Below are 26089 nucleotides of genomic sequence, written 5' to 3'. Positions count from 1 at the left end.
GGTGGTTCCTTCCAGGAATGGGGATGGGGACTCAGGCGGTGCCGTGGTCGGTGCGGTGGTGCTCGGGGGATGCGGGAGGGCAGCAGTCGTCGGTCCTGTGGCGTTTTCGCTGCCTGGTGACGGCGATGATCCCGGCCAGGAGCACCGTGGCGGCCGCGAGTAACACGAGGGGATTTGAGAAGAATCCGGCGATCGCGCCGAGGGCTCCGGCGGCGATGAGGATGGGTCCTGCGCAGCACAGGATCATGGCCGCTGCTATGCCGATTCCTGCGGCCAGTGTGTGGTATCGCCCGGGGCGACCGGTCTGCCGGACGGGTTGATGGCCGGTGTCTGGCTGTTCTGGGTGCTGGGTCATGTCATGTCCTTTTAAAGCTCAGCAGCAGGAGTCCTGCGCCGCGGGGGCCCGCGTGGCGGCCGCGGCGAGGAGGGCGGAGGCCATGGCGGCACCGGCCCGGTGTGCCGCCTCGATGTCCAGGACTTCGCCGTCGGGATGGGAATCCAACCACGGCTGGGCGTCCTCGCGGGAGGCGAAGTAGTGGACCTGGTTGCAGAACGATGACCGCACCGGCCCCGTGCCCGGGTGGCTGATGATGGACACGACGGCGGTGGCCGGCTGCACGGAGGTCACCGTGCCGTCCGCGCCCGTCATCACCCGGATGACGGTCCCGCTACCCGGGGAGGTCGACTCAATGGTTGCGGCCTTCCCGATCAGGGCCGGGAAGAAGAGGGTGTCCAGGGCGCACCAGGTGTAGAGCTGTTCCCCGGCCAGGGTGAAGCGATGCGGGGTGGGCCGCATCGTCAGGGCCAGGCCGATGATGCGGCCCTCGTCGTCGTACTCGGTGTCCGGGACGGCGGCCAGTCCCTGCCGGACCGTGTCTTCGCTCCGGCCACTGGCGGTGGCCAGTTCGGCGACCGTGACGGGCTCGCCCTCGGCCAGGAGCCGCAGCAGCGGCACGAACAATTCCGGGTCTATTCCGGAGCGCGCGGGGGACAACAGATAGGTGAGGGCCTGGTCGGTGGCGGTCATGGCATTCCTTTGCTTCGGTAGTGGGGGCTGCACTCAGGCGCAGCAGGAGAGCTTGGAGACGTCGGTGTTGAAGGCCTTGGCGGCGATCCTGATGCCCTCGGCCATCGTCAGGTAGGGGCTCCAGGAGGCGGCGACCTGTGCGGTGGTCATGCCCGCTTCGAGGATGTAGACGCCGGCGGCGGCGATCTCCCCGGCGTCCTTGGCCACCGCGGAGAGGCCCAGGATCCGTCCGGTGTCGCGGTCCGCGACAACCTTGATGAAGCCGCGGGTGTCGCGGTTGACCACGGCTCGCGGCACGTACTCCAGGGGGAGGACCCGGCACTCGCAGCTGATCCCGGCGGCGACAGCTTCCTTTTCCGTCATCCCGACCGCCCCAATGGCGGGACTGGTGAAGGTGACCCGGGGCAGGTGCCGGTAGTCGACCTCGGCCAGGGCATCGGTGAACGCATTGTCCACGGCCAGGGCGCCGTGGGCCGCTGCGACGTAAACGAACTCCCGATGGCCCGTCGCGTCCCCGGCGGCCCAAACCCGCGGGTTGGACGTGGCCAGGCGGGAATCGACCACGATCTCGCCGGATGCGCCGGTCTTCACCCCGACGGCGTCAAGGTCCAGTCCCTCGGTCACCGGGCGGCGGCCCAGTGCCACGAGGATGTGGGAAGCGCGGAACACCTCCTCGCCCCCGGCCACGTTTGCCGTCACCGAGACCCCGTCCGGGCCGGAGGCCACGGAGTCGGCCATGGCCCGCCGGACCACTCGGATCCCCTCGTCGGCGAACACCCCCGCCAACGCCTTGGATGCCTCCGGTTCCTCCTGCGAGGCCAACCGGGAACGGACCAGCATGGTCACCCGGGAGCCAAGCCGTGAGAAAAGCTGTGCCATCTCCAGGGCAACATAGCCTCCGCCCAGGATCAGCATTGATTCGGGCACCTCGTCCAGTTCCATTGCCGTCGTCGAGGTCAGGTACCCGGCCTCGGCCAGTCCGGGAACGGGGGGCACGTAGGGTGCGGAGCCAGTGGCCACGAGGTAGTGCCCCGCCTCGATCGTTCTCACTGCACCATCCGGGGAGATCACCCGGAGCAGCGGTGCGTCCTGGGTTCCGGTGAACGACGCGTCCCCCGAGATCATCGTCCACCCGTAGTCCGCGGCCAGATCGACGTACTTCTCCGTGCGCATGCTTTCAACCAGCGCGGCCTTGCCCTGAATCAGGGCCGGCATGTCCACCGGGCCCGCCGAGGCCGCCACCCCAGGGAAGCGGGCCGAATCCAACGCCACGTGGCGGGCCTCCGCGGCAGCCAGGAGCGCCTTCGACGGGACGCAGCCCGTGTTCACGCATGTCCCGCCCACGGTGCCGCGCTCCACCATCACGACGCGCTTGCCCAGCCCGGTGGCCCGGATCGCGGCCGCAAACGCTCCGCCGCCGGAACCAATAATCGCCAGATCGAACTTTTCGTTTGTCATTCCAGATGTCTCTTCCCTGTGGTTCAAAAGTTCCTATGGAACCATTGTGAACCTTCCAGTACAATGGAAGGTCAAGTGTGGTGGCCATTGGAAGGGGAATCGGCGAACATGAGGATCGGACAGCTTGCGGAAGCAACCGGAACCACGACCAAGACCCTGCGGTTCTACGAGGAGTCGGGGCTGCTCCCTCCGGCCGAGCGATTGGCCTCCGGCTATCGGGACTACGCCGAGGATGCCGTGGGTCGGGTCGGGTTCATCCACCGGGGTCAGGCCGCCGGGCTGACCCTCGCCCAGATCCGCCAGATCCTCGACATCCGCGACGGCGGCCAGGCGCCCTGCGAGCACGTGCGCGACCTGCTTGACGTGCGCCTCGCTGAGATCGAGCAGCAGATCGCGCAGCTCTCCGTGCTACGCGACACTATCGCGGACCTCAGACAGGACGCCGCACACCCGGACCCTGAAACGTGCAGCACCGATCAAGTGTGTAGGTACTTGTAATCCAATTGGGCACACCTCCTGGACCGCCAAAAGGCTCTCGCAAAAAGATACCGCCAGATCTACAAAATTGAGGAAGAGCTCATCAGCAAAATCGACAAATTGACTGACGTAGTAGTCATCCCTAACGCGTAAGACCTGCACACTGCTTGTACAAATGATAGTTTCGTGATGACGCTGGGGTGGGTTCCTGCTCCGCAGGCGTCCGAAGGCCCTGGGTCGAGCAATCCCCCCTGCTCCCCGGGGTCTTCCGCTATCTGAGAACCTTGCTTCACCCGGGTTCTCTCATTCTTCACTGCCCGGGGGGCAGGGGAACCGTATATTGCTTACGGTGTGAGACCCCTACAGCTCGGGCCATTCACTCGCCCCTTTAAGGGCGGCGACGTGACGTGCGACCGTGGCCCGCGAGAACCCCGTTTCCGCTGGTGCTGTTGCAAAGTTCGGGCGACAGGAAGACCTGCGTGAAATAATCACAGCCATGGGCATCTTCTCCGGTCGTCATTTCCCCCGTGAAATCATCCTGTGGGCGGTCCGGTGGTACTGCCGCTACGGGCTCAGCTACCGCGATCTGGAAGAAATGATGACCGAACGCGGCGTACCGGTCGATCACAGCACCATCTACCGCTGGGTCCAGAAATATGCTCCTGAGCTGGACAAGCAGACCCGGTGGTACCGACAAGTCCCGGATTGGCAGGCCCGGTCCTGGCGGGTGGACGAGACCTATATCCGGGTCGGGGGAAAGTGGTGCTACCTCTATCGGGCCATCACCGCGGGTGGGCATACCCTGGATTTTTGCCTGTCCCCAAAGCGTAATGTCGCCGCAGCGAAGCGTTTCCTGGCCAAGACCCTGAGGTCGAACACGATAACCGGGTTCCCGCGGGTGATCAACACCGATAAAGCACCCTCCCTGGCCAGGGCAATCGCCGAGTTGAAGTCAGAGGGAATCTGCCCGCAGACCGTGGAACACCGGCAGGTGAAATACCTCAATAACGTCATTGAAGGAGATCATGGGCGGCTGAAACGGATCCTCGGACCGAAGGGGGCGTTCAAAAACCAGACCTCGGCGTACCGGACGTTGAAAGGGATGGAAGCGATGCACTCATTACGGAAAGGCCAGGGCGCGATGTTTGCCTACGAGCAACCGAACCCGGATGCGGTGATCGTCAGCCGGGTGTTCGAGGCTGCCTGAGAACGCCGACCCGCAGCGAGCATCAGAGGATGAAGACTGGGTCGTCACGGCTCTCCGCCTGAAGTTTGCAACAGCACCAAGGCGCCGTTCGGACGTCGTAGGGGAATAGCGGTGGTGCAGCTCTAGGTGCACTGACATTTCACGGTGTATTTCACACGCCGCTTTGTTGCACATCACCCGTGCTGTTTTACAGTGCAGTGCAGCGGTGCTTTTACTGGCGTTTCTGCTGCGCAATTCACTGCACTATGTAGTGGACGCGACATTTCATTAACACGTAGGTTGCACTGTGTATTGGGCACCCATTTCATCGACACGTTTACTGCGCAATCAAATGCCCTGTCACTTTAATGACATGTGAATTGGGCAGTGAAGTGGTTTGTCATCCTATTGACACCTTTACTGCGCAACAGAATGACACCGTCATTCTGCCGGCCCTTCTGCGGACGTCTTTTCTGCGCAGCACACGCGCCATTGTCCCGGCCGACGTGCTGCGCAATATCTCCGCCACTCAACAGGCCAATTCGCTGCACAACGTAGTGACACTCCGCTCAGCGTGGCCCAGATTTCTTCGATTCTCGCTGAATTAGAGCGGTTTTAGCGCTATCTCTGGACACTGACCCTGGCGACACCCTGCTAGGCCGCTACAGGGCCGTACAGGGCGGGGGAGAGCAGTGCTACAACTAATCAACGCCATCACGGTCACGCTGCTGTTGCTGATGGCGGCGGCGCTTCTCGATACGCTCCTGTGCACGTCGGCGCGCGTCACTGTGCTTGCTTGAGGTCTGCGACTCCTTGAACTGCGTAAAGCGCTCAAGCAACTCCGGGCTGCCGTGCAGTTCTTGCACCAGGAACTTCTTGTCCAGATGCTCCAACTGCTGTCCTGACTTCACCGCTTCTTCGATGATGATGGCGGCTTCATCTTCGGCATCCGCGTGCGCGTTGCGGCGGATCTGATCAGCGTCCTCGCGGGCGTCCTCACGCATCGATGTAGCGTCGCGCGTGGCCTCGTCGCGGATGCTTGCAGCCTTACCTCGTGCTTCACTGCGGATCGTCTCGGCGTCGCGCTCAGCCTGCTTATGGGCCTCGTCGGCCTTGCGAGTTATCGACTCCGCTTCGCTGCGGGCCGTGGCTGTAATCGCGCTCGCCTTGGCCCGTGCAGTCTCTTCGGCTCGTTCGAGCAGCTCGTCTGCTTGCGCTTCGGCAAGGCCCATGGTCTGTTCGGCGTCCTGCTCGGCTTTCTCGCGTGATTCACGAAGTACGCGCTCAGCAACAGCGCGGGCCTGTTCTTCGGCGTGCTGCAGCACACTTTGCGCTTTCTCGTTGGCTTCTTGGGCCTGTTCAAGTTCTTCTGCCGCCTGCTCGCGGTCACGCTCAGTCGCGTCCATGTCTCGCTGTACCGAACGGTGCTTGAGTTCCACTTCGTTCTCTCGGTTCGCGAGATCACGCTCCCGATCTTGCTGCTCGGTGTAGCGGTCGAGGTTCAGCGACTCGTCGTGTCGTTCAGAGACTTCCAGCTCGACCGGATAACCCAACGAGTGCATGTGTTCACGAAGCCCTCGCTGTGCATCGATGAACTTCTGTTGGCCCGATATCTGCTTGCCCTTCTTCGGGCCGGATGTGTACCGCACCGTGGGGTCTGTGTTGTACGCGATGCCAGGGCGGCAACGCAGCGTACCGGGCTTGTCCGGATGAGGGGAGAGGGTGTCCGCCTGAAACTGGATGTGTGGCGTCGATTCGTCGAAGTTCATGTTCCCGCCGGCGACTGCGTCGATACCGCCGGGAATGAAGTTCTCGGCGAGCCAACGCATTGACTCTTCGGGGTACTTCTTTGCTTCTTCGTAGTCGCGGGCGACATAGCGCGGACGTTTCACTTCGCGCCCGTCCACCTCACTGGTGTAGTAGTCGGGGATCTCCTTGCACATCGACTTCGGCGGATACACGACGAACAGCGACGTCTCGAAACTGTTCGTCTGCACGCGCACTCCGTCCATCCGAGGCGTCTACGGCCGCCACAGGGCCGTACAGCCGCTGCCACAAAGATGAACCAATCGAGTCGCGGCGCTATGAATTTGTGTCAGCAGCTGCCGCTGGATCTGCTGCAGCGCGGGCGCTGCGAAACACACGTCGCTGGCGGTGTATCTCACATGCGCTGTCGCGCATATGTCCGCCGCGAGCGTGATACGTCTGCACCGATAGTGTGCTTGTTGTACGGGCCGATATGGAGTGTGTTACTTCAGGCCCGTGTCTCAACCCCCGCAGCAGCATCAACACCGCCTTGCGGCGGATAGCTCGCTGCGGGATTTTCACCACCCTGCAATGACCGCCTGACGGCGGTGTCACGGTGCAGGGTGTGGCTGTGCGCACCACTTAGACGATGTCGGTCTTGCCGTTCGGTTAGACACCTTGCGCTCGCAAGCTCGCTGCAGGTGTCTCGATGACGCGGGAAGACGCCGCAAGCGGCGTTTCCACCCGTCATCGGCCCTTACTTTAAGACCGACATACAGTGGCTGACGCCACACGTGGTGCGCACAGCGTGGCGACCTGCAGGTTTTGCATAGGCACCATGTGCGCTTCGCGCATCAACGGGCCGTTTCGGGTAAGGGTCGAAGACCACGTAAAGACCCGAAACACGCAGGTCGCAGCCCCCTTCTGTGTCAAAACCCCTATATGTTTGTCGTTATAGGGGTAGAAGGGGAAAAGGGCATAAGGGGGTGCGACGCCTCCGCTGCGCTCCGGCGCTCGGCATAGCCGAGGCACTGCACCGGGTATTACTGCTCGCTGGCGCTCGCATAACCCGGTGCCCGGCGCTGGCGCGCCGCCCCCTACAGCCCCAGTCTCAGACCTCGCTCGCTCGGTCTGGCTGGTGCTGTCTTGCCCTCCGCTTGCGCTCCGGTCAAGATGCCCAATAGTGCAGCTGGCGCTGCACCTTGTGTGATGACCCATGCTGTACGTCACGACACTGCTGGCAATCCGATATATCTTGTCGATATACAGTCGGATATGCCAGCATCGATGTGTCGTGTTTGGGTCATCACGAAACGCTCCATCACGGCAAGCCTGCCGAGATGGATATTGGCGTATCTCACGACGCGTCCATGATGCGGCGTCCGCCGCATACCATCTGCCGTCGCGGTCACAACTTCAGCAGCACAGCTGCTGAAATCTGCTCTGTCCACGCTGCTGTCTTTGCTGCACCCACGGCCCCGTCTTCGGCATATTTCAAGTCCACACAAGACTATGCCGGCCAGAACCGCGCATAACAGCAGCGCGACATACCGCCAGCCATGTGGCGGATGATCCAGGCGACGGGGCAGACGTGTATATGCCCCGTCGCCGATACCGGCGCAAGCATCGTGACAGTGTCACGTGTAGCGGTGCCGCAGCCACCCGCACACACGCGAAAACCCCGCCCTTGCGAGCGGGGTGTGTGGCGACATCAAACGTGACGGCTGTACGTCGTCACGCCGCGTGGCCGTACACGCATGAGGTGATTGCGTGTACGGCTAAAGGGTTAGTCGGGTACAACTTCTAGATGCCGCTTCGGCTTACTGCCCTCGGTGCTCTCAGGCTTATTGCCGTCACCGTTCTTAGTCGTATTGCCGTCACCGTTCTTCGGCGTATCGCCGTCATCTTCGGTCCCGGCGGGCTTGTCGTCGTCGAGTTTCACCTCGAACTCTTTGGCGTACTTGCGCAACTGCGCAAGACGCTCCTTTGCTGCTTTGTGTGCACGGCGCGCCTCGTTCACGGAATCTTTTGCTCGCTGCTCATCGCGGAGCGCGGCTGCGTAATCGTCTCTGAAAGACATGGTTTGTTCTCCTTGATTGAGTGAATTCTTTGTTTGGGCTCGGGGCACGACGGTGGAGCGCGCGTGTGTTGTAGCACGGCCATCACCCATCAGCCCTCGCACTCAGCTCAAGACCCAGCCTGGCTAGCTGAGCTAAGCGGCGGGATCTCGTCGTAGGTGGGTTTGTCCGCACTAGTGCTTCGCACCACCCAGCACCGTGACGAGTTGCTGTCGCTGCTTATCTGTCAGTTGGGGCGCTGCATCCACGACGGCATCGACGAAGCCGTCGAATAACTGCGGGGCAGGGCGGCGTGCGGCCGTGAGGTAGGCGTCGAGATCGTCTTGGCGAATCCGATAGGCGGTGCCGAAACGGTGGAATGAAAGACGGCCCTCTTTAATAGCTTTTCGCAACGTGGACTCGGAGCCGACGCCGAGATCGGCGAGTTCCTGCAGCGTGTAAAAGCGTGGCGCGACGGCGGTAGTCGTGTCCTTTTCGGACATAGAAAAACGCTCCTGGGCAGATTGATCTGTCCCGGAGCGGGGTGCTTTACCGGCTTGCTATTCAGGCGGCTTGGAGTGCCGTGCTCGACTCGCTAGAACGGTGGTCTGCCGTCCCATCGCTTTACGGGAGCGCTTACTCCCTACCTGACCGCTTTTGTGGTCGGCAATGCCGTTGCCAACCGGTCTATCTCGTCGGAGGAACCGCGCCTATCACGGTCGAGAGGCTATCTCTTTATGAATTATCCTCGGGGTTATCCCCCGTATGCGGCTGGCTAGACCAAAAACGAAATAACACGCCACATACGGTCTAGAGGCCATGGTAAGGCACCTATGTGCCGCACACAATAGCCTGCAACCTGATTTTTGTAGATCGAACCGAGCACGTCCCTACACGCCGCGTGACACGGCTGGGGTGTTGTGGTGGGGCAGCTGTTGTGTGGCGGCATGGTGACACGCAAGGGGCGCGCCTTTTTGTGACCTGTGACACGTCTATAGTGTGCTCGTTTCGTAGTTTTGACCTCGTTTCGTAATTTGCCGATCAAAATACGAAAAAATTACGAAACGCTCTACCTGCGGTTTCGTAGAACTACGAAAATCGGAAAACCAAATTACGAAACACGCGATAACGCTGTGACCTGCACAGACACGTCACATTTCGGGGATGTTTCGTAATTTTGCGGCATTTCGACCCAAACCTTTTAAGAGAGAGACACAGACACACATTACGGGCACATGTCTACGACACAGACCGTCCTCATTGAGGGCACGCTGCAGGGGTTGTAGCTATGTGACACGGCCGGGATGCTGCGTCACGGTGACACGCAAGGGGCGCGCCTTTTTATGACCTGTGACACGTCTGTAGCGCGCTCGTTTCGTAGTTTTGACCTCGTTTCGTAATTTGCCGATCAAAATACGAAAAAATTACGAAACGCTCTACCTGCGGTTTCGTGATTTCCGCAAACGAAAAGAACAAAACTACGAAACACGCGATAACGCTGTGACCTGCATAGACACGTCACATTTCGGGGATGTTTCGTAATTTTGCGGTATTTCGACCCAAACCTTTTAAGAGAGAGACACAGACACGCATTGCAGGCACATGTCTACGACACAGAGCGTCCTCGTTGAGGGCACGCTGCAGGGGTTGCAGCTATGTGACACGGCCGGGATACTGCCACGCTGCAACACGTCCGTGGCGCGCCGTTGTGTGACACGCAACACAGGTGTTGTGTGTTCGTTTCGTAGTTTTGACCTCGTTTCGTAATTTGCCGATCAAAATACGAAAAAATTACGAAACGCTCTACCTGCGGTTTCGTGATTTCCGCAAACGAAAAGAACAAAACTACGAAACACGCGATAACGCTGTGACCTGCATAGACACGTCACATTTCGGCGGTGTTTCGTAATTTTGCGGTATTTCGACCCAAACCTTTTAAGAGAGAGACACAGACACGCATTGCAGGCACATGTCTACGACACAGAGCGTCCTCGTTGAGGGCACGCTGCAGGGGTTGCAGCTATGTGACACGGGACACAATTGCAATCAAGGTGTCTCTTCTTATTTAGATTTTCTTCAAAAAGTGGAAAAATTACGAAACGAAAACCATTTACGCTGCTCAACGTATGTTTTTGTGTTTCGTAGTTTTGTTCTTTTCGTTTACGAGATTACGAAATGACCCGCAAATACCTACCGTGACCTGCGGTGATGTGTTTCGTATTTTTCTGCGTAATTTCACGTCGCCCGAAGCAGACACCCTGCCGTGTGCTTGCTGCAGGGCTGCGGCCGTCCCTCCATGTGGAGCGTCAGTGTCGATGCTGTAACTTAAACGTACATACATTTGTGGCGCTCTCGTTACGTGTCTGTGCATTGCCGAGCTCTTTACTGTTGTGTGTGGGCGCGCAGCCGTAGTGTCCGTGCCACTCCGAGTAGGGCGCGTCGTACCCCAAACCCATGTTCAATTAAATTCCAATCCAGAGAGGTCTTGCACTGTTGCGGTGCGGTTGTCTTCTTTCTCACCGTATTGGACCCTGCGAAATTAATTGGATACGATAGGCCCATGTTGATTTCAGGTTCCGTTTTCATGCGGCCGCTCACCAGCCGCTAAGGCGGTTTTCTCCCTCCCGCAGGTTAGAAACCGCTCCGGTCCTTTAGCCGGGCGGCCATTTGCCATGCCCGGCTCCGTTTCAACTCCACGGAGCACACCTGATGTCTACATACGGATACGGCCGTCACGAACATGGCCAAAATTTTCTCACAGACCACAAGATCATCAACTCCATCGTCGATCTTGTAAAACAAACCTCCGGCCCCATCATTGAGATCGGGCCAGGAAGCGGTGCCCTCACTCACCCGATATCCCACTTGGGGAGGGCAATAACGGCAGTTGAGGTAGACGCAAAACTAGCTGCCAAACTCACAAAAAAGACCGCCTCGGCGTCGGTCGAAGTGGTCCATGATGATTTCCTCAACTTCCCGTTACCCGCCACTCCCTGCGTCATTGTGGGAAACATTCCCTTTCACCTCACCACTGCCATTCTTCGAAAGTTGTTGCATGCGCCGGCATGGACTGCCGCTGTACTCCTCATGCAGTGGGAAGTCGCTCGCCGCCGGGCCGGGGTAGGTGCAAGCACGATGATGACAGCTCAGTGGTCCCCATGGTTCACGTTTCACCTTGGTTCCCGAGTACCAAGGTCTGCTTTCCGGCCACAGCCAAACGTTGACGGGGGGATCTTAGTGATCCGCCGGGTGGGTGACCCGAAGATCCCGATAGAGCAACGCAAAGCCTTTCAGGCGATGGTGCACACCGTTTTCACCGCCCGGGGACGCGGGATAGGGGAAATTCTCCGAAGGGCAGGGTTGTTTTCATCACGTTCAGAGACACAATCATGGTTGCGCTCGCGAGGAATCGACCCCGCAACCCTACCTCCCAGATTGCACACCAGCGACTGGATCGATCTCTTCCAGGTGACTGGTTCCTCTTCACCGCGCCATCGGCCCATTTCACAATCGGGAAGTAGTCAACGCCCTCCTCAACGGAAAAATCGAGGCCGGCGGCGGTAATCCCCCCACCACCAAAACCGAAATCCACCAGTAGTAGTGAACGACCCATGTTCGTCTACCGTGAGCCGCGTTATGGCAGTGACGTGTTCTCGTCGGGCACAGTCATAGTTCCCGGCGTTGCCAGCGACAGGGTTCTACACCCAGCAGCGGGACCGATCAAAATCACCCGCACGGGGAACGACCCTGCTGGTGGTTTCGATTTTGATGAAAGCGAGGAGACATAGCCCCTCGCCAACTCCCCGTAGCTGGCGAACAGTAGCTCCTGGCGCTGGCGCTCGTTGGTGAGTTTGCGTGCCACATCGAAAGCCTTATCGACTTCCCGGTCCAAGTTGTTGTGGGCCTTGAGCAGAATTGGGTCCATCGATAACGGGTTGTAGTGCTCCGCGAGTGACCGCTGGGGGTGCCGCTCGCGTGCCCGCAGCACCAACTGTCCAGCGTCGATGATTCGCTGCTGCGCCTTCTCATCTAGTTCACACAGAGCTGGTCCGCAGTTGTAGCTCCCGATGTACTCCGAAAAACGGAAAAAATAGATAGTGGGGATACATGGAGTTGTCAGTGGGTGAATGCGCCACCTCGACTTGGAGGTTGTTGTGGCTGGTCGTTGGACTCCGAAAGATGTGAAGGCTACTTCTGTGGCGCGGCTTGTTGCAGGCGATGATGTCGGCGAGATTGCTCGTGAGGCCGGTGTGGCAGAGGCCACGGTTTATGAATGGGTCAAGCAAGCAGGCGCACTCCCACCGAAGAAGGCGTTGGCACGTGCACGCGACCAGCTCATCAACGAGGCGGTGGCGCTGGTGGCTTCAGGTATGTCGGTACCGGATGCGGCTGCGACGTTAGGCATGTCACCAGGGGCGTTGTACCAGCGGTTGGCGAAAGTCGGTGTGCTCACCGAACTGCAGCAAAAGCCCCGCATCACCCCGCAGCAGAAAGCTGACGCGGTCGCACGGGTGCTGGCTGGTGAGCCGGTTGACAAGGTTGCGGCGGCGTTCGACCGGTCTGCGAATTCGGTGTATCGCTGGGTGCAGCAAGCACGCCAGGAGAAGGCGGGCGGAAACCGTGATGCGTCACAGCGCGCGGACACGCCGGAGGCTTGCACGGTAAAACCACCTGCACACAGCAAAGTTGATTCCGTGCCAGCACCAATGAAAACACAGGCAGGTCACGCGCCTGCCGACTATGCCGAGGACCGTGTGAAAGTCGGCCGCGGAGTCCGACTGTCGTATGAAGACCGCCTGACGATCCAACATGGGTGCAACCAGGGAATGTCAGCCAGACAGATCGGAGCACTTCTGGGGCGCCACCATAGCGTGATCAGCCGGGAAATCGCCCGCAACGGGTGGGAAGTTCCCGGCGAAGACGGTGAGGCCACGGTGTACTACAACGCCCGGCAAGCCGGCCTGGGCGCTAAGGCGCGTGCGCATCGGCCGAAGGTGCGCAAGCTCGACGACAACCCGGCACTTCGTGCTGTGGTGGTGACGTGTCTTGCCCGCCGGTGGTCGCCCGGGCGCATCAGTGTGTGGCTTCAGCATGCTTTCGCCGATGATGAAAGCATGCGTATTTCCCACGAAGCGATCTACAGTGCCTTGTACATCCAGGGCAAAGGCAGCTTGCGCGCCGAGCTTGAAGCGGTGATGAAGACCCAAGATGTGCTCATCCGTGGCGGCAAGCGGCGAAAAGCCCGGCCCCGTAATGCCGGTGTGTTAACGGGTAAGCCGTGGATCAAAGGTGCTGAAATCACCAAGCGCAGCCCAGAGGCTGACGACCGGGCAATCCCCGGGCACTGGGAAGGCGATCTTGTTATCGGCACCGGCGGCAAAAGCGCGCGGATTACCCTGGTGGAGCGCACCAGCCGCTACACCCTGCTTGGTCATCTGCCCACCGAACACACATCGATGACGGTGATTGCAACGATCCAGCAGATGGTCAAAGACCTCAACGCTGAACAGCTCAAGACCATCACCTGGGATCAAGGCGTGGAAATGGCTGAAACCGCACGTGTGCGCATCAAAGACGGCTGCGAGGTGTACTTTTGCGATCCGCACGCGCCGTGGCAGCGGCCGACCAACGAGAACACCAACGGTGAGATCCGCCGCCGGTTCTACAAGAAAGGCACCGACTTCGCCGAAGTAACCCCCGAGCACGTCGCCTGGGTGCAAGACGAACTCAACGACACACCACGACAAGTCCTCGGCGGAGCAACCCCACGTGAGATACTCCAGCAAATATTCAATCGTGGCGCATTAACCGCTTGATCCCGCCCCCACTACCCGTGTTCTGCTAATCAAGTTCAGATGGATTATGTGGACCATCGGTGGCCGGTAGCGTAATCGGGGGTGGTGTTTCGTGGTACCTTTAATTGAAGCTTTGGCGATTCTAGGTGGGAGTGTTGGTATCGTGCGTTTCTCTGAGATTTTCGATGTGGAACGCACTAACGAGGAAGATTGGTTCGACCCCGACTTGTCGATAGACACGCCGTTGTTTATTGACCCTGTCATGTTGCTTCAATCAGGTCAGTATTGGAAAGACGCACATGCAGAGCTCGTGAATCATTTTTCTTTCTGCTACCCATTGGTTGCCAAAAGTACATCTCCTAGATCGAACAGCGCAGTGATTGCGCAGAAGCTGCTCACTTTTCCAGAACCGTCTGAGTTTTGTTTGGGTTATACCGTGGCTGGGACCGCAGGTTCGGGGTCCGGCCGTGGCTTCGCAAGAACATTGACCGATGCGATAGCAATAGCCATCGACGCCGGATTGGAAAAACCCGAGCATATTGAAGAACTAGGCATCCTCAGTGAACGCTTCGGGGCAGATCGAATTTCGGATGCTACCTGCAATGTCCTGAAACACCGGTTTATCGACTATACGCAACGCGTATGTCTACGTCACGATATTCCATTGCAGAATCATAAGGTAAGGAATTCTCGAGTTGATTTGTCTGTTCAACGATGGGTCTCTGAACGAGTTTTGCTTCCGACAAACCCTGTTGATGGAAGCCCCGTTATCCTGGTTCCGCAGAGGTTCTTAAACGAGTTACCTACTCTCAATGCTGAGGATTGGTTTGACTCCAACTTGAATGCTGATTTGCGTGCCGAGTTAAACATTGAAATTGGTCAACGGGTTTCGAAATCAGATCTCGTACAGATTGCGCGGAGAAATCCAGACCGTGTGCGCCGCTGGATAGAGAGTCAGGCCTGTCGTGGCGACCTTGACGGGTACGACTTCAGTGGCGATCCGTTGGGGGTAGCTCATTTTGATGGGCCACCCGTCGACTTTGCCACGGCGAATCCGATAAAGGTTGGACGGCGACCGCCTATGAACCAGGATGAGCTTTCGGATTTAGTCTCTCACATCCTTACCAAATTCAAGTTATTTATCGAACAGCAGCGAGGTTGGGAACTGTTGTGGAACGAAGATGGGACCGAAAAGCGCGAAGGGGCGGTTCAACTGGCATTTCTTGGTATGGCTCGACACTACCTCGCACAGCACAGCGTAGAGGTAGATCGAGAAGTCGAGTTAGGGCGCGGGCCCGTTGACTTCAAGTTGTCATGCGGCACCGGCGTTAAATTACTGATTGAGGTTAAGAAGGTTCATAACGGGAAGTTCTGGAACGGGCTAGAGGCACAGTTGCCCAGTTATTTAGTTTCTGATGAAGCTTCGGAAGGGTGGTTCGTAGCGATCAGGTACCGGGATTCAACAAGCTCTGAGAAACGAGTTGGGGAATTACCGCAACGAGTAAAAGCCCTCAATAAGGGGGCGACGCGGTACAGATTTCTTACTATCGATGCCCGGCCAAAAACTTCTGCATCAAAACTATAGTATGTCCAGTGTCGGTAACTGTTTTCGGTCTGACGGTTTTATGATGCGTCAGAATCGGGTTCAAATGAACGTGTCCGGGCAACAATGCGTATTAGAAGGTCGGCCAATTGGATTATTTCCGCAGCTTCGACCGGGTCTTCAAATTTTACCGTGCGATGGCTAGCGGGGTTTTTGAATGCGCCAATAGCTCCCGCGAAAAGGTCCGCCATGGCCTGCTGTTCTGCAGGTTCTGCAGACTCATCGCAAAGAGGACCAGCTCCGGGTTTGAAAGCCTTACGCATTAGTTTCACTCCTATGTTCTCGTTGGAGTAGCCGGCGGTATTGCGAACTGCCACTTCCACTGCTTTCATAGCGGCGAACGCGGCAGTCTCATAGTCCCCTAGGGCGAAATTGGTTCGGGAAGGATCTAAAGTCGCGTCTAGATCTCCGCCAAGCTTCTCATCAGCCCACATTTTGGAAACGCGTGTCGGGTCATTCTTAATTTCCAAACCGCGTTCGGTTAGGCGTTGCCAGTTTCCAGTTAAGGGTTGTCTGATTGAGGGGCCAATCAATGCGTGTGATTCGAGCCAAGCCCAAGCGTCCGAGATCCGCTCCTGAAGATGCCTCAAATCGTGCGGAGGGTTTTGGCCGTATGGAATATCAGCTTTCATCCCCTGGATATAACTGTTGAAGTTTGGCTGATGCTCCATCTGTTCCAACAAACGGAGAGCTAGGTCTCGAATTGGGAGGTTCCGGATTTCTGCATGCGTCAATGCCTGATTCATGGTTTCAACAGTATATTAACTGCTCTATTCAGAATTCTATCGTACTCACTACCCGTGTTCAAGTAAGTCGGAATTCCTCCGAACGACCGTGGTAGGGCTCGCAGCTACGCACAGCCCGGATCAGTTGAACTTTGTGCTGGTGGACTTCAAAGGCGGGGCGACGTTTCTGGGACTGGATCAATTGCCTCATGTCTCGGCGGTGATTACCAACTTGGAGCAGGAGCTTATCCTGGTCAACCGCATGGAAGACGCACTGCGCGGTGAGATGACGCGGCGCCAAGAGCAGCTGCGCGCTGCAGGGAATTTCGCCGGTGTCAGCGATTATGAGCAAGCCCGGCGCGCTGGGCAGATAGATGCGCCACCCATGCCCGCGTTGCTGATTGTGGTGGATGAGTTTTCAGAGCTGCTCTCCGCACGCCCGGAGTTTGCTGAGCTCTTCGTTGCGATTGGTCGGTTGGGGCGCAGTTTGCACATGCATTTGCTGCTGGCCAGTCAGCGTCTGGAGGAAGGCCGCTTGCGCGGGTTGGAAAGCCATCTTTCCTATCGTATTGGGTTGAAGACCTTTTCCGTCGCGGAGTCCCGCAGCGTGCTGGGCGTTCCGGACGCCTATCATCTGCCGGCCATCCCGGGCATTGGATATATCAAATCTGCTGCCGCCGAGCCGGTGCGGTTTCGGTCGGCGTATGTTTCCGGCCCGGTGGTCCGTCCGCAGCCTATTGACGGTGCGACGGCTGGGGCAGAGCAGGGGCTGCAGGGCCAGGCCGTAGCTGTCGCTGAATTTACCGCTGAAAACTGGACGCGGGAGGCTTTCGGTGCGTCGTCAAGCGATGGTGGAATGGCCGATCCGCCTGCGCAGACATCGGAGCAGACGGTGCTCGGTGCCGTGGTGGCAGCGGTGTCGCACGTATCGACACGTGCGCATCGGGTGTGGCTGCCACCATTGCCGGAGGCCATCGAGCTTCAGCCCGACGAGCAGCTGCCGCGACAGCGATTGACCGGTGTGATTGGGCTGGTGGACAAGCCGCTGTTTCAGCGTCAGGACCCACTGCGTATTGACCTGCGCACGACCGGTGGGCACGTGGCAATCGTCGGAGCGCCGCGGTCAGGAAAGACCACTGCCGCACGCACAGCGATCCTCGCGCTAGCCGACGGCATCAGCGCCCGTGACCTGCATTTTTATATCGTCGACTGTGGTGCGGGCGGCTTGAGCGACCTGGCTGAGTTGCCGCATGTCGCGTCGGTTGCACACCGCGGAGACGAGGAGCTTATTCGCCGTACGATTGGTTTTTTGCGTCGTGAGGTAAGTCGTCGGGAACAGCTCTTCCGCACTAATGGATGGCTCTCTCCGGAAGCAGCACGGGCGGCAGGACAGCCGGATTCGGTGTTGGTCATTGACGGCTGGGGTGCGTTCAAAACGGAGTTTCCGGCGCTGAGCGACGATGTGCAGGCGCTGGTTGCAGATGGATTGGCGGTGGGAATTCATGTCCTGCTCACGGCCTATCGCTGGACGGACATGAGACCTGCCGTTCGCGACCTGATTGGTACTCGGATTGAGCTGCGGCAGGCGGAGTCGATGGATTCAATGATTGACCGCAAGGCAGCGGAGCTGGTGCCGGAGAGCCCAGGACGCGGAGTCGCGCCGGGCGGGTTTGCGATGCTGGTAGCTCTCACCGGCGCTGCAGACACTAAGCGGATTGCAGAGACAGCGCCGCACGGTGAGCAGGCACCAAAGCTCCAGTTGTTGCCACGGCGGATTGATATTGCGCGTTTGCCGCGACCAGCGGCCGCTGCGAGAGGTGCGATTGCAGTGGGGCTCGAAGAAGCCGGTCTGGGCGCGGTGATATTCCACCCAGATAAGGATCGTCACCTACTGATATTCGGTTCGGCAGGCAGTGGCAGAACCGCCGCGTTGAGGGGCATCGTTCACCAGTTGCGGTACTCGCAGTCGGACTCGAAATTCGTCGTAATTGACTACCGCCGTGGGCTAATGGAGGCCGTGCCCCAAGAGCGGCTGGCCGGTTATGCGGGCTCGGCTGCGGTGGCGACACCCATGCTGGCAGAGCTGGCAGAGGTACTGAAGGCTCGTCTCCCGCAACCGGATATCACCCCAGCGCAGTTGAAGGCCCGAAATTGGTGGAGTGGTCCAACCATCAATGTCATCGTGGACGACTATGACCTCGTGGCCGGCTCGCGGGGTAACCCCTTGCAGCCGCTGGCAGAAATCATCGCTCACGCCGCCGACATTGGGCTCAATATCTTTTTTGCCCGTCGAATCAGCGGGGCGTTGCGGTCCCTCCACGACCCGGTCATGGGTGCGGTTAAGGACCAGGGTGCCAGCGTCTTTGTTATGGACGGCACACGCGACGACGGCCCCATCCTCGGCGTAAAGCCCTGCGAGCAGCCGCCGGGCCGTGGCTATTGGGTGGCGCACGGCCAGAGTCCACAGATTGTGCAGTTGGGTTGGTTGGATACCGCTGGTGACCAGGAGGACAGTTGATGATTCGGGTCGAATCTTCTTCCACCACCCAGACCCCGACGCTGCGCCACGGCACCTGGCACCTGTGGGGACTCGCGGCACCTGCAGACACCGCAGAACTGGCGGTGCATGGCCCTAGACCGCTTCTCGAGAGCATGCAAACAGTCATTGTGCCCAGCTATTGGGGTGCTGTGCGACAGTGCCGGCTGGCCTCCGCGCTATTGGCTACCGAACTCAATCCGTACATCCTGACGCTTGCCGACGCCGTTGTGGAACTCGATGAGGCAACTGTGTCTCATAGCGTGTTGGTGGAAGTAGAGGAAACGCGTGTCTGTGTCACTCGTCTGAGCGGGGGCCACATTGCCAGTCGGATGACACATTTGGTCGGAGCGAACGACAGCGCACCATTGGTGGAAACAGTCATTGCGCTGGCTTATCAGCTGACCATGTATCCGGATGCGCCCCAGGGGATACCCGATGATGTGGAAGTTAGTGGTGGGCGCGGTATCACTGAGTATCCGCCCCGCTGGCAGGAGGATATTGAGTTCATCGTCGGCGAAGTTCCACCCGGGCTAGCGAACCCGCGGCGAGCTCTACTAGTCGATCGTCTGCGCGACCGTGGATTTTTAGTCTTCGACTGCCCAGCATCGCGGCTCGGGGAGTGCGTAAATCCGGCCTGGTTGAAAAACATCGGCGACGCTGAAGCCGGTGAAGTGGAGCCGTCGGAGGATTTCGCGGGGCGGCGTCCTGCAGCCAGGGCAGAAGTCAGCTCAGCGTCGAATCAAAGCACAGTTGTGTCAGTAGCTGCCGTTGGTTTGTTGACGGTGGTGGTTCTGATTGTTGGGATTGCTGCATGGCTCATTAGTGGCGGCATAGTTAGGGAGAACGAAGGGAGACAGAAGCAGCGTGAGACATCGCACGCACAGGCTCCTCCTGTAACTACGCCTCCTGTAACGACGCCTCCATCCACATCGAAACCAGGTCCCGATTCTGCTCCCGTAGTCAAACTGACCAATGCGGGCGTGGAAGCTCGGTTTCCCGGCGGGTGGGAGCTTGACTCGGCAAGTCCGTTAGACCGTCTGATTGCGGTGGATGGCGGAGATATGCGCGTCTTGGTGCTCGCTAGCCCGCTTTCGCAGGACATGGCGCTTGAACATCTAGCCGCCGCTTTGAGCAGCTCCGTTGCCGGGGATGAGACAAAGTCCGCGCCGGAACGCAGACAAGTACTGGGCACCGATGTCGTAGTCGTAGAGGAGCGGCTGCCGTCAGGTAATTCGATAGTGCTCTGGCATCACAAAGTGATGGACGGAACTCAAGTCAGTGTGGGGTGCCAGTTCAGAGGAAGGACTATTGCGCCGGTACGACCCGTATGCGACCAGGCAGTAGTAAGCGCTCGGCCGGTGCCGTAATACGCGAGGGGCGTAGAGAAAGTGACTGGGGGATGGGCGGGGGTAGGCAGGGGTAAAGGTTGGAAAACCAAAATGGAACCGAATCGGGGTTTTCGCGCCAAACAATATGACGGGTTTTTAACGCGGGAAGCTGGCTGGCTCGCGCGGGGAGGTAAAAATGCCGTCGTTAATCAGTCACTCAACACGAATAAGGGGGAAACAGTGGCAAACCTATTTGCAGCCGAATCAGATCAAATGACCACTACCGCGGGGGACGTCGATGGCGTCAACTCGGAAGTACAGGGCGAGCTGGGGCGCATTCGAGGCGTCGTGGACGGTCTGGCGGGGGAATGGAAGGGCCAGGCTAAAGACAGCTTCGATGATCTGATGCTTCGTTGGGATGACGCAGCTATGCGTCTATCCAATGCGCTGACGGATATCGCGGATAACATCCGCGCAAATTCCAGCAGCTTCGATGCGGGCGAGGACGAGGGGGCGTCGTCGTTCAAGCAGGTGGCAGCAGCGGGTGCGTCGTTGCTGAACCTCTAAACGTTTTATCGAATCGCACAACCACAACACTGAATCACACAACACACATCACCTTTTGGGGAAAGGGTTCTTAATGCAACCAATTAGGTACAGTTTTGGCGGCATCGACGGTGCTGCCGATGACATTCGGTCCACTTCTGGCACCATCAACGGGCTGCTCGGAGATTTGAAGAAGCGCATCGCGCCGATGGTCTCTACGTGGGAGGGTGACTCTTCGGATTCTTACCAGGAGGCTCAGCGTGAATGGGACACAGCAGCGGAGGAGCTCAATATGATTCTCACGACTATCGCGGATACGGTCAGCGCAGGTAGCCAGCGAATGGCGGATATTAACCGCCGCGCGGCAGCTAGCTGGGGATAGCTTGGTTCCTGATTGAGGCACTTTTGATTGAGCTATGTAACCGGGGGAGGGGAGGACATTGCTCAATTGAGATCTTCAGTTAGGTATCTGCCTTTGAAGTATTCTTGCTAGCAGCACTCCAGGGGGAAAGGCCAGTCTCAGCAGTTTGCGGCTGAGACTGGCTTTGGCATTTTTTGCTCTAGTGCCATCTCAAGGTAGAGTAGGCAAACTGTGTGCGCACACGTGAATGTTGCCTCGGGTCTCCACCGGCCGCCGGGGAATAACAACAGTGTGCACAGTGGCTGGCAAATCTACACGGACCCTAAAAGGAGTCATGTTGTCTACTTTCCATCCGAAGGACGGTGACATCGAGCGCAAGTGGTACGTCATCGACGCTACCGACGTTGTTCTCGGCCGTCTGGCTACTCACGCCGCAGACTTGCTGCGCGGTAAGGGCAAGGCTTACTTCGCCCCTAACGTCGACTGCGGTGACCACGTCATCATCATCAACGCCGATAAGGTGCACGTCTCCTCGAACAAGCGGGAACGTGAGATGCGCTACCGCCACTCGGGCTTCCCGGGCGGCCTGAAGTCGATGACCCTGGGTCGTTCCCTCGAGGTTCACCCGGAGCGTGTTATCGCTGAGGCTATTGAGGGCATGATGCCGCACAACAAGCTTTCGCGTGCGTCCATCAAGAAGCTGCACGTCTTCGCCGGTTCCGAGCACCCGTTCGCCGGTCAGAAGCCTGAAAACTACGAGATCAAGGCGGTGGCACAGTGACCAACCCACAGGACGTCAATGAGAACCAGAACGTAGAGGCCACCGAGGCTTCCTACGATGATGTTCAGGCTGCCGCTGCTGCTGCCACTGAAGAGTTCACCTCTTCCATCGGCGACGCAGTTGCTACCGAGACCGAGGCTGAGGCTGCTCCGGCTGCACCGCTGACCCTGGATCGTCCGATTCAGACTGTCGGTCGTCGTAAGCGCGCTGTCGCCCGCGTCGTTCTGACCGCTGGTTCCGGCAAGATTGTCTGCAACGGCCGCGAGCTCGAGGATTACTTCCCGAACAAGCTGCACCAGCAGGAGATCAAGGATCCGCTGGTCCTGGTCGAGCGCGAGAGCCAGTTCGACATCAAGGCCAACATCAACGGTGGTGGCCCGTCCGGTCAGGCCGGTGCTCTGCGCCTGGCTATTGCTCGTGCCCTGAACGAGTTCAACCCGGAGGAGCGCAGCGTTCTCAAGAAGGCTGGCTTCCTCACCCGCGACGCTCGTGCTGTCGAGCGCAAGAAGGCTGGTCTGCACAAGGCCCGTCGCGCACCGCAGTACTCCAAGCGTTAAGCTTTACTGCTTCGAAAAGCACCTCAGTTTGCGTATTACACGCAAGCCGAGGTGCTTTTTTGGGTTAAAGTCCGCCGTGACCAGGCATGGCTGCATTTTTGAGACAAGCCCCGTACGTTAGACTTTTATCCGTTAAAAATTGCCACGAGAATCGTTTATCGCGGTGCGATTGCAGTGCGATGAAAGTGCGATTGCAGTGCGATGGGAAGAAGGAAATCGTATGGCGGTGAGCACCACAGCCACCAAGACCTCCGACGCGAAGAGCTCCTCTAGCTCGTCGTCGGTGGCGAAGCATCCCTTCCGCATTCGACGCGTACCAGGCATTGATGGGCTGCGCGGTCTGGCCGTTGCCACAGTGGTGATCTACCACTACTTCGATAATGTGCTGCCCGGTGGCTACATCGGTGTGGATATCTTCTTCGTGCTCTCCGGATTTCTTATCACCTCGCTTCTGGTGCGCGAACGCGCGGTCACTGGGCGCATCGATCTAAAAGATTTCTGGCTCCGTCGACTGCGCCGCATCGCTCCGGCTGCGATGTTCGTGTTGTTTATTTCCATCGCCGTCGCAGGTCTGGTCGGCGGGGATCCCGCTGTTGGCTTGTCGACGCAGTTTCTCGGCACGGTCTTTTTCGTCAATAACTGGACGCAGATTGCGGGCTCTCAGTCCTATTTCGCGGATTCCGGAGTGCAGCTGTTAGCGCACTACTGGTCACTGTCGGTGGAGGAGCAGTTCTACTTGCTCTGGCCATTGATCTTTGTGGCTCTTCTCGCCTTGAAGCTGGCATCTCGCAAGCTGGCAGCAGTGGCGGGCATTGGGGCGGTTGCTTCTTTCGTGTGGATGGTCTCGCTCTACGATCCGAAGGTCGACCCCACGAGGGTCTACTACGGTACCGATACTCACGCCTTTGGTCTCCTGTTTGGCGCGGCCCTCGCATTGTGGTTGACATCGACGTCGTCACGCGCAGAGGCGGACTCCTGGCCACGCACGGAACCCCTCCTGCGGGACTTCTTTGGCAGTTCCGCCCAGGCTTTCGTAGTGGCCTCGCTGCCGCTGATCTTCCTTTCGTTGGTTCTGCTGATGATGTCGGATACCGCGTCGGCGACTTACCGCGGTGGGTTGGTGTTCGCCTCGTTGCTGTCGGCGGCGATTCTCTATCTTGTCGTTCGCGGTGTCTCACCCGTGCGTCAGATTTTTGAGTTCAAGCCACTGTGCTGGCTGGGAAAGATTTCCTTCTCGCTGTACCTGTGGCACTGGCCGGTCATCGTGCTCATCCGCGAACTGCTGGAGCGCAATGAGGCCATGCAGTATGAGAACCTCGCTGCCTTCGCAGGCATCGCGCTATCGCTGCTTTTGGCGAACTGGTCGTACAAGAATGTGGAATCGCCAATTCGCCGGATGGGTTACCGCCGTTGGATGTTGCAGTTTTCGGGCACGCAGTTTGCCGGTTCCTGGAAGCCGCGCGTTGCAGCAGGGCTGGCGCTGGTCGTCGTGGTTGGTGCAGTTGTGGGAATGGCTACGGCGCCGAAGATGACGCGTTTGGAGGCACAGCTACAGGAGGCAGCTGAGCGCCGTGCACAGGCACAAAAGGCGGAGGAAGCCGAGTTGGCCAAGCGTGTTATGCCGCGTGGTGACCAGATCACCGCTATCGGCGACTCTGTGATGCTCGCCTCGGCGTCGGCGTTGGAAGAGAAGCTGCCCGGTATCTATATCGATGCGGCTGTTTCCCGTGGTTATCCGGCCGCCCCGGAGATCATCGCGAGTATGAAGGCGGCGGGTACGCTCGATCCATTCGTCGTGCTGGGCCTTGGTATCAATCAGTCGGCTGCGGCATCGGACGAACACCTGTTGGATGAGATCCTCGATTCGCTGGGTGAAGACCGCATCATTGTCCTAATCAACCCGTACGGTGATCGTGTGTGGATGCCGCAGTCGGAGAGGGAAGTCCTCGACGCGGCAAAGAAGCGCGACAATGTCTATGTGGCTGACTGGTGCCATGGTGTGCGTGATGATTTGTCCAAGCTGCGCGCGGACCTTATCCACCCGACCCCGGATGGCGCCGAGGTCTATGCCAATGCCGTGGTCGATGCTTTCCAGCAGTATGCGAAGAACAAGAAACGCATTCCGGACACCTGCGGAATCTAATAAAAATCTAGTTAGTAGTGTTTCCACGGTAAAGTAAGTGGCTGTGGCCAAACAAAAGTCTTCCTCCAGTCACCGTGGATTAAAGATTTTCCTCGGCATCGTCCTCGGTATCTTCGCGCTCTTCGGTGTGTTTTACGCTGTCGATTACGTGCTGAACAAGGACCATGTCCCGCGCGGGTCTACCGTTGCGGGGATTGACATCAGCACGCTGAGCGCGAATCACGCTGAGGCGAAGCTCGAAGAGCAGCTCGGTGATCTTTCCACTCACCCAGTGGCGTTGCGTGCCGGCGAACGCACGGCGGAGGTTCTGCCCGAGGAGGCGGGGCTGAGCATCGACTGGGAGAAGACGGTCGCGCAGGCGGGCAAGCAGACGGCAAACCCAGTTACCTGGGTGCGCAGTTTCTTTACTACCCGTGAGCTGGATTTGGTCAGCGATATCGATAACTCTAAGTTCGAGCCGCAGGTCGACCGTCTCGTCGGCGAACTGACTATTGCTCCCGTCGATGGTGAGGTCAAGCTTGTCGACGGCCGCGTGGAAACAACTCCACCGGTCATCGGCCAAGATGTCGACCGCAATGCGGTCAGCGGGGATTTGGCCGCCAAGTGGTTGTCGCCGGAGGGCATCGATGTAGAGACCACCGCGCACGACCCGGCTATCGGTGAGGAGCAGGTCCGTGAGGCAGCTGAGGGAGAGGCCGCCGATGCGGTGTCGGGCCCCATTGTTGCCAAGGGCCGTGATGGCAAAGATGGTGTAATTCCGCCGGAGCGCATGGCTGAAATCATCAGCTTTGTGCCGCGCGACGGTGGATTGGTTGCCGATATCAATGTCGACCGCGCACGCGAGATCCTCGAGGAGGGGCTGGCTGCTTCCGAGGTTGATAAGCGCAATGCGTCGATACGCTTCAGCGGTGGTTCGCGTGAAGTGGTCCCCTCGGTTGATGGCGTAGCCGTGAAGTGGGATGAAACTATGAAGGACTTCGCCGAGCGTGTGACTTCGACGGATAAGCGCGAGTTTGATGCGGTCTACGAGGACAAGCCCGCCACCTACACCACCGAACAAGCGGAAAGTGCCACCTTCGATGATGTCATTGGTGAGTTCACCACCGGTGGCTTCAGCTCGGCATCGGGAACAAACATTGCCCTGGTGTCGCAGATGGTCAACGGCGCATTCGTGGCGCCGGGCGATACATTCAGTCTGAACGGCTACACGGGTCCGCGCGGTACTGCGCAGGGTTTTGTCGAGTCGGGCATTATCCTCAACGGCCATGCGGATAAGGCTGTCGGTGGTGGCATTAGCCAGTTCGCCACCACTTTGTACAATGCTTCGTACTTTGCGGGCATGGAGGATGTCGCGCACACCCCGCACAGTTACTACATTTCGCGTTACCCGGCCGGCCGTGAGGCGACGGTGTACGAGGGCGCAATCGACCTAGCGTTTAAGAACAGTTCCGACACTCCGATTCTTATCGAGGCCGTTACTACTGGTTCCGACGTCACTGTGCGCATCAAGGGTGTGAAGAAGGTCAACGTCGAGTCCATCAATGGTGGCCGTTGGGCATACACGCAACCACAGCGTATGCAGGTCAGTGGCAGCTCTTGCCAGCCGTCGTCGGGTGCGCAGGGCTTCACCACTTCTGATACACGCGTTATTCGGGACCTCTCGGGCGCGGAAATCTCGCGTGAAACTCAGACTACGGTTTATGACCCGCAGCCAATTGTGTCCTGTGGCTAGTCTGGATTCGCCTGCGCGACCGGCTAAA

Annotated in this window: 21 protein-coding genes and 1 pseudogene; 14 read left to right on the top strand and 8 right to left on the bottom strand. The window is 58.7% G+C overall.

The window, feature by feature from the left end; all coding sequences use genetic code 11:
* Nucleotides 1-31: 31 nt before the first annotated feature.
* From merT to merA, 3 genes are all read right to left on the bottom strand, one after another.
* The gene (gene merT, locus QP978_RS10865) at nucleotides 32-247 is read right to left on the bottom strand and encodes a mercuric ion transporter MerT (protein ID WP_038613943.1); all 216 of its coding nucleotides are present in this window, start codon (nucleotides 245-247) and stop codon (nucleotides 32-34) included.
* A 126-nt stretch (nucleotides 248-373) separates the two neighbouring features.
* Nucleotides 374-1027, bottom strand: a complete 654-nt coding sequence (gene merB / locus QP978_RS02340; protein ID WP_038610828.1) for an organomercurial lyase MerB — start codon at nucleotides 1025-1027, stop codon at nucleotides 374-376.
* 33 nt (nucleotides 1028-1060) lie between these two features.
* Nucleotides 1061-2485, bottom strand: coding sequence for a mercury(II) reductase (merA, locus tag QP978_RS02335; protein WP_038610830.1), 1425 nt, complete (start codon nucleotides 2483-2485; stop codon nucleotides 1061-1063).
* A gap of 108 nt (nucleotides 2486-2593) precedes the next feature.
* On the opposite strand from merA, the gene QP978_RS02330 reads away from it, so the two are divergent.
* Together QP978_RS02330 and QP978_RS02325 are read left to right on the top strand one after the other, a co-directional pair.
* Nucleotides 2594-2983 carry a heavy metal-responsive transcriptional regulator gene (locus tag QP978_RS02330; RefSeq protein WP_004601215.1) on the top strand — a complete coding sequence of 130 codons (390 nt, stop codon included), beginning with the start codon at nucleotides 2594-2596 and terminating at the stop codon, nucleotides 2981-2983.
* A 475-nt stretch (nucleotides 2984-3458) separates the two neighbouring features.
* Nucleotides 3459-4169: an IS6 family transposase gene (locus QP978_RS02325; RefSeq protein WP_038610832.1), complete on the top strand. Its 711-nt coding sequence runs from the start codon at nucleotides 3459-3461 to the stop codon at nucleotides 4167-4169.
* A 680-nt stretch (nucleotides 4170-4849) separates the two neighbouring features.
* Here the strand turns inward: QP978_RS02325 and QP978_RS02320 are convergent.
* The 3 genes from QP978_RS02320 to QP978_RS02310 all read right to left on the bottom strand — a co-directional run bounded on the left by QP978_RS02320 (nucleotide 4850) and on the right by QP978_RS02310 (nucleotide 8454).
* Nucleotides 4850-6040 carry a coiled-coil domain-containing protein gene (locus QP978_RS02320; protein WP_284856800.1) on the bottom strand — a complete coding sequence of 397 codons (1191 nt, stop codon included), beginning with the start codon at nucleotides 6038-6040 and terminating at the stop codon, nucleotides 4850-4852.
* Between the two features lie 1640 nt (nucleotides 6041-7680).
* Entirely contained in the window at nucleotides 7681-7974 is a 294-nt protein-coding gene (locus QP978_RS02315) for a hypothetical protein (RefSeq protein WP_022865470.1), read from the bottom strand.
* Between the two features lie 171 nt (nucleotides 7975-8145).
* Complete coding sequence (locus tag QP978_RS02310; RefSeq protein WP_284856799.1) at nucleotides 8146-8454, bottom strand: helix-turn-helix domain-containing protein; 309 nt, start codon at nucleotides 8452-8454, stop codon at nucleotides 8146-8148.
* Between the two features lie 2206 nt (nucleotides 8455-10660).
* On the opposite strand from QP978_RS02310, the gene erm reads away from it, so the two are divergent.
* Nucleotides 10661-11515: a 23S ribosomal RNA methyltransferase Erm gene (erm, locus tag QP978_RS02305; RefSeq protein ID WP_016456425.1), complete on the top strand. Its 855-nt coding sequence runs from the start codon at nucleotides 10661-10663 to the stop codon at nucleotides 11513-11515.
* 70 nt (nucleotides 11516-11585) lie between these two features.
* Here erm and QP978_RS02300 read toward each other — a convergent pair whose 3' ends face one another.
* Nucleotides 11586-11939: a type IIL restriction-modification enzyme MmeI gene (locus tag QP978_RS02300; protein ID WP_016423158.1), complete on the bottom strand. Its 354-nt coding sequence runs from the start codon at nucleotides 11937-11939 to the stop codon at nucleotides 11586-11588.
* Nucleotides 11940-12078: 139 nt separating this feature from the next.
* Between QP978_RS02300 and QP978_RS10830 the strand changes: the two are divergent.
* From QP978_RS10830 to QP978_RS02285, 3 genes and pseudogenes are all read left to right on the top strand, one after another.
* Nucleotides 12079-12564 (top strand): annotated as a pseudogene (locus QP978_RS10830) (transposase); the annotation flags it as partial.
* Nucleotides 12565-12657: 93 nt separating this feature from the next.
* Nucleotides 12658-13767, top strand: a complete 1110-nt coding sequence (locus QP978_RS02290) for an IS30 family transposase (protein ID WP_284856814.1) — start codon at nucleotides 12658-12660, stop codon at nucleotides 13765-13767.
* A gap of 91 nt (nucleotides 13768-13858) precedes the next feature.
* Complete coding sequence (locus QP978_RS02285; protein WP_053961700.1) at nucleotides 13859-15331, top strand: DUF8370 family protein; 1473 nt, start codon at nucleotides 13859-13861, stop codon at nucleotides 15329-15331.
* A 38-nt stretch (nucleotides 15332-15369) separates the two neighbouring features.
* On the opposite strand, the gene QP978_RS02280 is transcribed toward QP978_RS02285, so the two are convergent.
* Entirely contained in the window at nucleotides 15370-16095 is a 726-nt protein-coding gene (locus tag QP978_RS02280; protein ID WP_053961699.1) for a TIGR02391 family protein, read from the bottom strand.
* 19 nt (nucleotides 16096-16114) lie between these two features.
* On the opposite strand from QP978_RS02280, the gene eccCb reads away from it, so the two are divergent.
* The 8 genes from eccCb to QP978_RS02240 all read left to right on the top strand — a co-directional run bounded on the left by eccCb (nucleotide 16115) and on the right by QP978_RS02240 (nucleotide 26061).
* Nucleotides 16115-18592: a type VII secretion protein EccCb gene (gene eccCb, locus QP978_RS02275; RefSeq protein ID WP_284856813.1), complete on the top strand. Its 2478-nt coding sequence runs from the start codon at nucleotides 16115-16117 to the stop codon at nucleotides 18590-18592.
* Nucleotides 18592-19980 carry a type VII secretion-associated protein gene (locus QP978_RS02270; protein WP_048731494.1) on the top strand — a complete coding sequence of 463 codons (1389 nt, stop codon included), beginning with the start codon at nucleotides 18592-18594 and terminating at the stop codon, nucleotides 19978-19980. The genes eccCb and QP978_RS02270 overlap by 1 nt, the downstream gene beginning before the upstream one ends.
* A gap of 201 nt (nucleotides 19981-20181) precedes the next feature.
* A complete protein-coding gene (locus QP978_RS02265; RefSeq protein WP_005510029.1) occupies nucleotides 20182-20508 on the top strand; it encodes a WXG100 family type VII secretion target in 327 nt (108 codons plus the stop codon).
* Between the two features lie 73 nt (nucleotides 20509-20581).
* Entirely contained in the window at nucleotides 20582-20869 is a 288-nt protein-coding gene (locus QP978_RS02260) for a WXG100 family type VII secretion target (protein WP_016422090.1), read from the top strand.
* 316 nt (nucleotides 20870-21185) lie between these two features.
* Nucleotides 21186-21629, top strand: coding sequence for a 50S ribosomal protein L13 (gene rplM, locus QP978_RS02255; RefSeq protein WP_005509852.1), 444 nt, complete (start codon nucleotides 21186-21188; stop codon nucleotides 21627-21629).
* Nucleotides 21626-22186, top strand: a complete 561-nt coding sequence (gene rpsI, locus QP978_RS02250) for a 30S ribosomal protein S9 (protein ID WP_016422091.1) — start codon at nucleotides 21626-21628, stop codon at nucleotides 22184-22186. The genes rplM and rpsI overlap by 4 nt, the downstream gene beginning before the upstream one ends.
* Before the next feature lie 220 nt (nucleotides 22187-22406).
* Nucleotides 22407-24329, top strand: a complete 1923-nt coding sequence (locus QP978_RS02245; protein ID WP_016422092.1) for an acyltransferase family protein — start codon at nucleotides 22407-22409, stop codon at nucleotides 24327-24329.
* Between the two features lie 43 nt (nucleotides 24330-24372).
* Nucleotides 24373-26061 (top strand): VanW family protein, encoded by a 1689-nt coding sequence (locus QP978_RS02240; protein ID WP_284856798.1) that lies wholly within the window; start codon nucleotides 24373-24375, stop codon nucleotides 26059-26061.
* Nucleotides 26062-26089: the final 28 nt, after the last annotated feature.

The organism is Corynebacterium sp. MSK035 (assembly GCF_030232615.1).
Lineage (GTDB): Bacteria > Actinomycetota > Actinomycetes > Mycobacteriales > Mycobacteriaceae > Corynebacterium > Corynebacterium jeikeium_D.
This window is presented reverse-complemented; position numbering and strand designations above follow the sequence as displayed.

Coding starts and splice junctions, on each gene's coding strand:
- merT (WP_038613943.1), bottom strand. CDS start 247: ATGATCCTGTGCTGCGCAGGACCCATCCTCATCGCCGCCGGAGCCCTC.
- merB (WP_038610828.1), bottom strand. CDS start 1,027: ATGACCGCCACCGACCAGGCCCTCACCTATCTGTTGTCCCCCGCGCGC.
- merA (WP_038610830.1), bottom strand. CDS start 2,485: ATGACAAACGAAAAGTTCGATCTGGCGATTATTGGTTCCGGCGGCGGA.
- QP978_RS02330 (WP_004601215.1), top strand. CDS start 2,594: ATGAGGATCGGACAGCTTGCGGAAGCAACCGGAACCACGACCAAGACC.
- QP978_RS02325 (WP_038610832.1), top strand. CDS start 3,459: ATGGGCATCTTCTCCGGTCGTCATTTCCCCCGTGAAATCATCCTGTGG.
- QP978_RS02315 (WP_022865470.1), bottom strand. CDS start 7,974: ATGTCTTTCAGAGACGATTACGCAGCCGCGCTCCGCGATGAGCAGCGA.
- QP978_RS02310 (WP_284856799.1), bottom strand. CDS start 8,454: ATGTCCGAAAAGGACACGACTACCGCCGTCGCGCCACGCTTTTACACG.
- erm (WP_016456425.1), top strand. CDS start 10,661: ATGTCTACATACGGATACGGCCGTCACGAACATGGCCAAAATTTTCTC.
- QP978_RS02290 (WP_284856814.1), top strand. CDS start 12,658: ATGAAAACACAGGCAGGTCACGCGCCTGCCGACTATGCCGAGGACCGT.
- QP978_RS02280 (WP_053961699.1), bottom strand. CDS start 16,095: ATGAATCAGGCATTGACGCATGCAGAAATCCGGAACCTCCCAATTCGA.
- QP978_RS02270 (WP_048731494.1), top strand. CDS start 18,592: ATGATTCGGGTCGAATCTTCTTCCACCACCCAGACCCCGACGCTGCGC.
- QP978_RS02260 (WP_016422090.1), top strand. CDS start 20,582: ATGCAACCAATTAGGTACAGTTTTGGCGGCATCGACGGTGCTGCCGAT.
- QP978_RS02245 (WP_016422092.1), top strand. CDS start 22,407: ATGGCGGTGAGCACCACAGCCACCAAGACCTCCGACGCGAAGAGCTCC.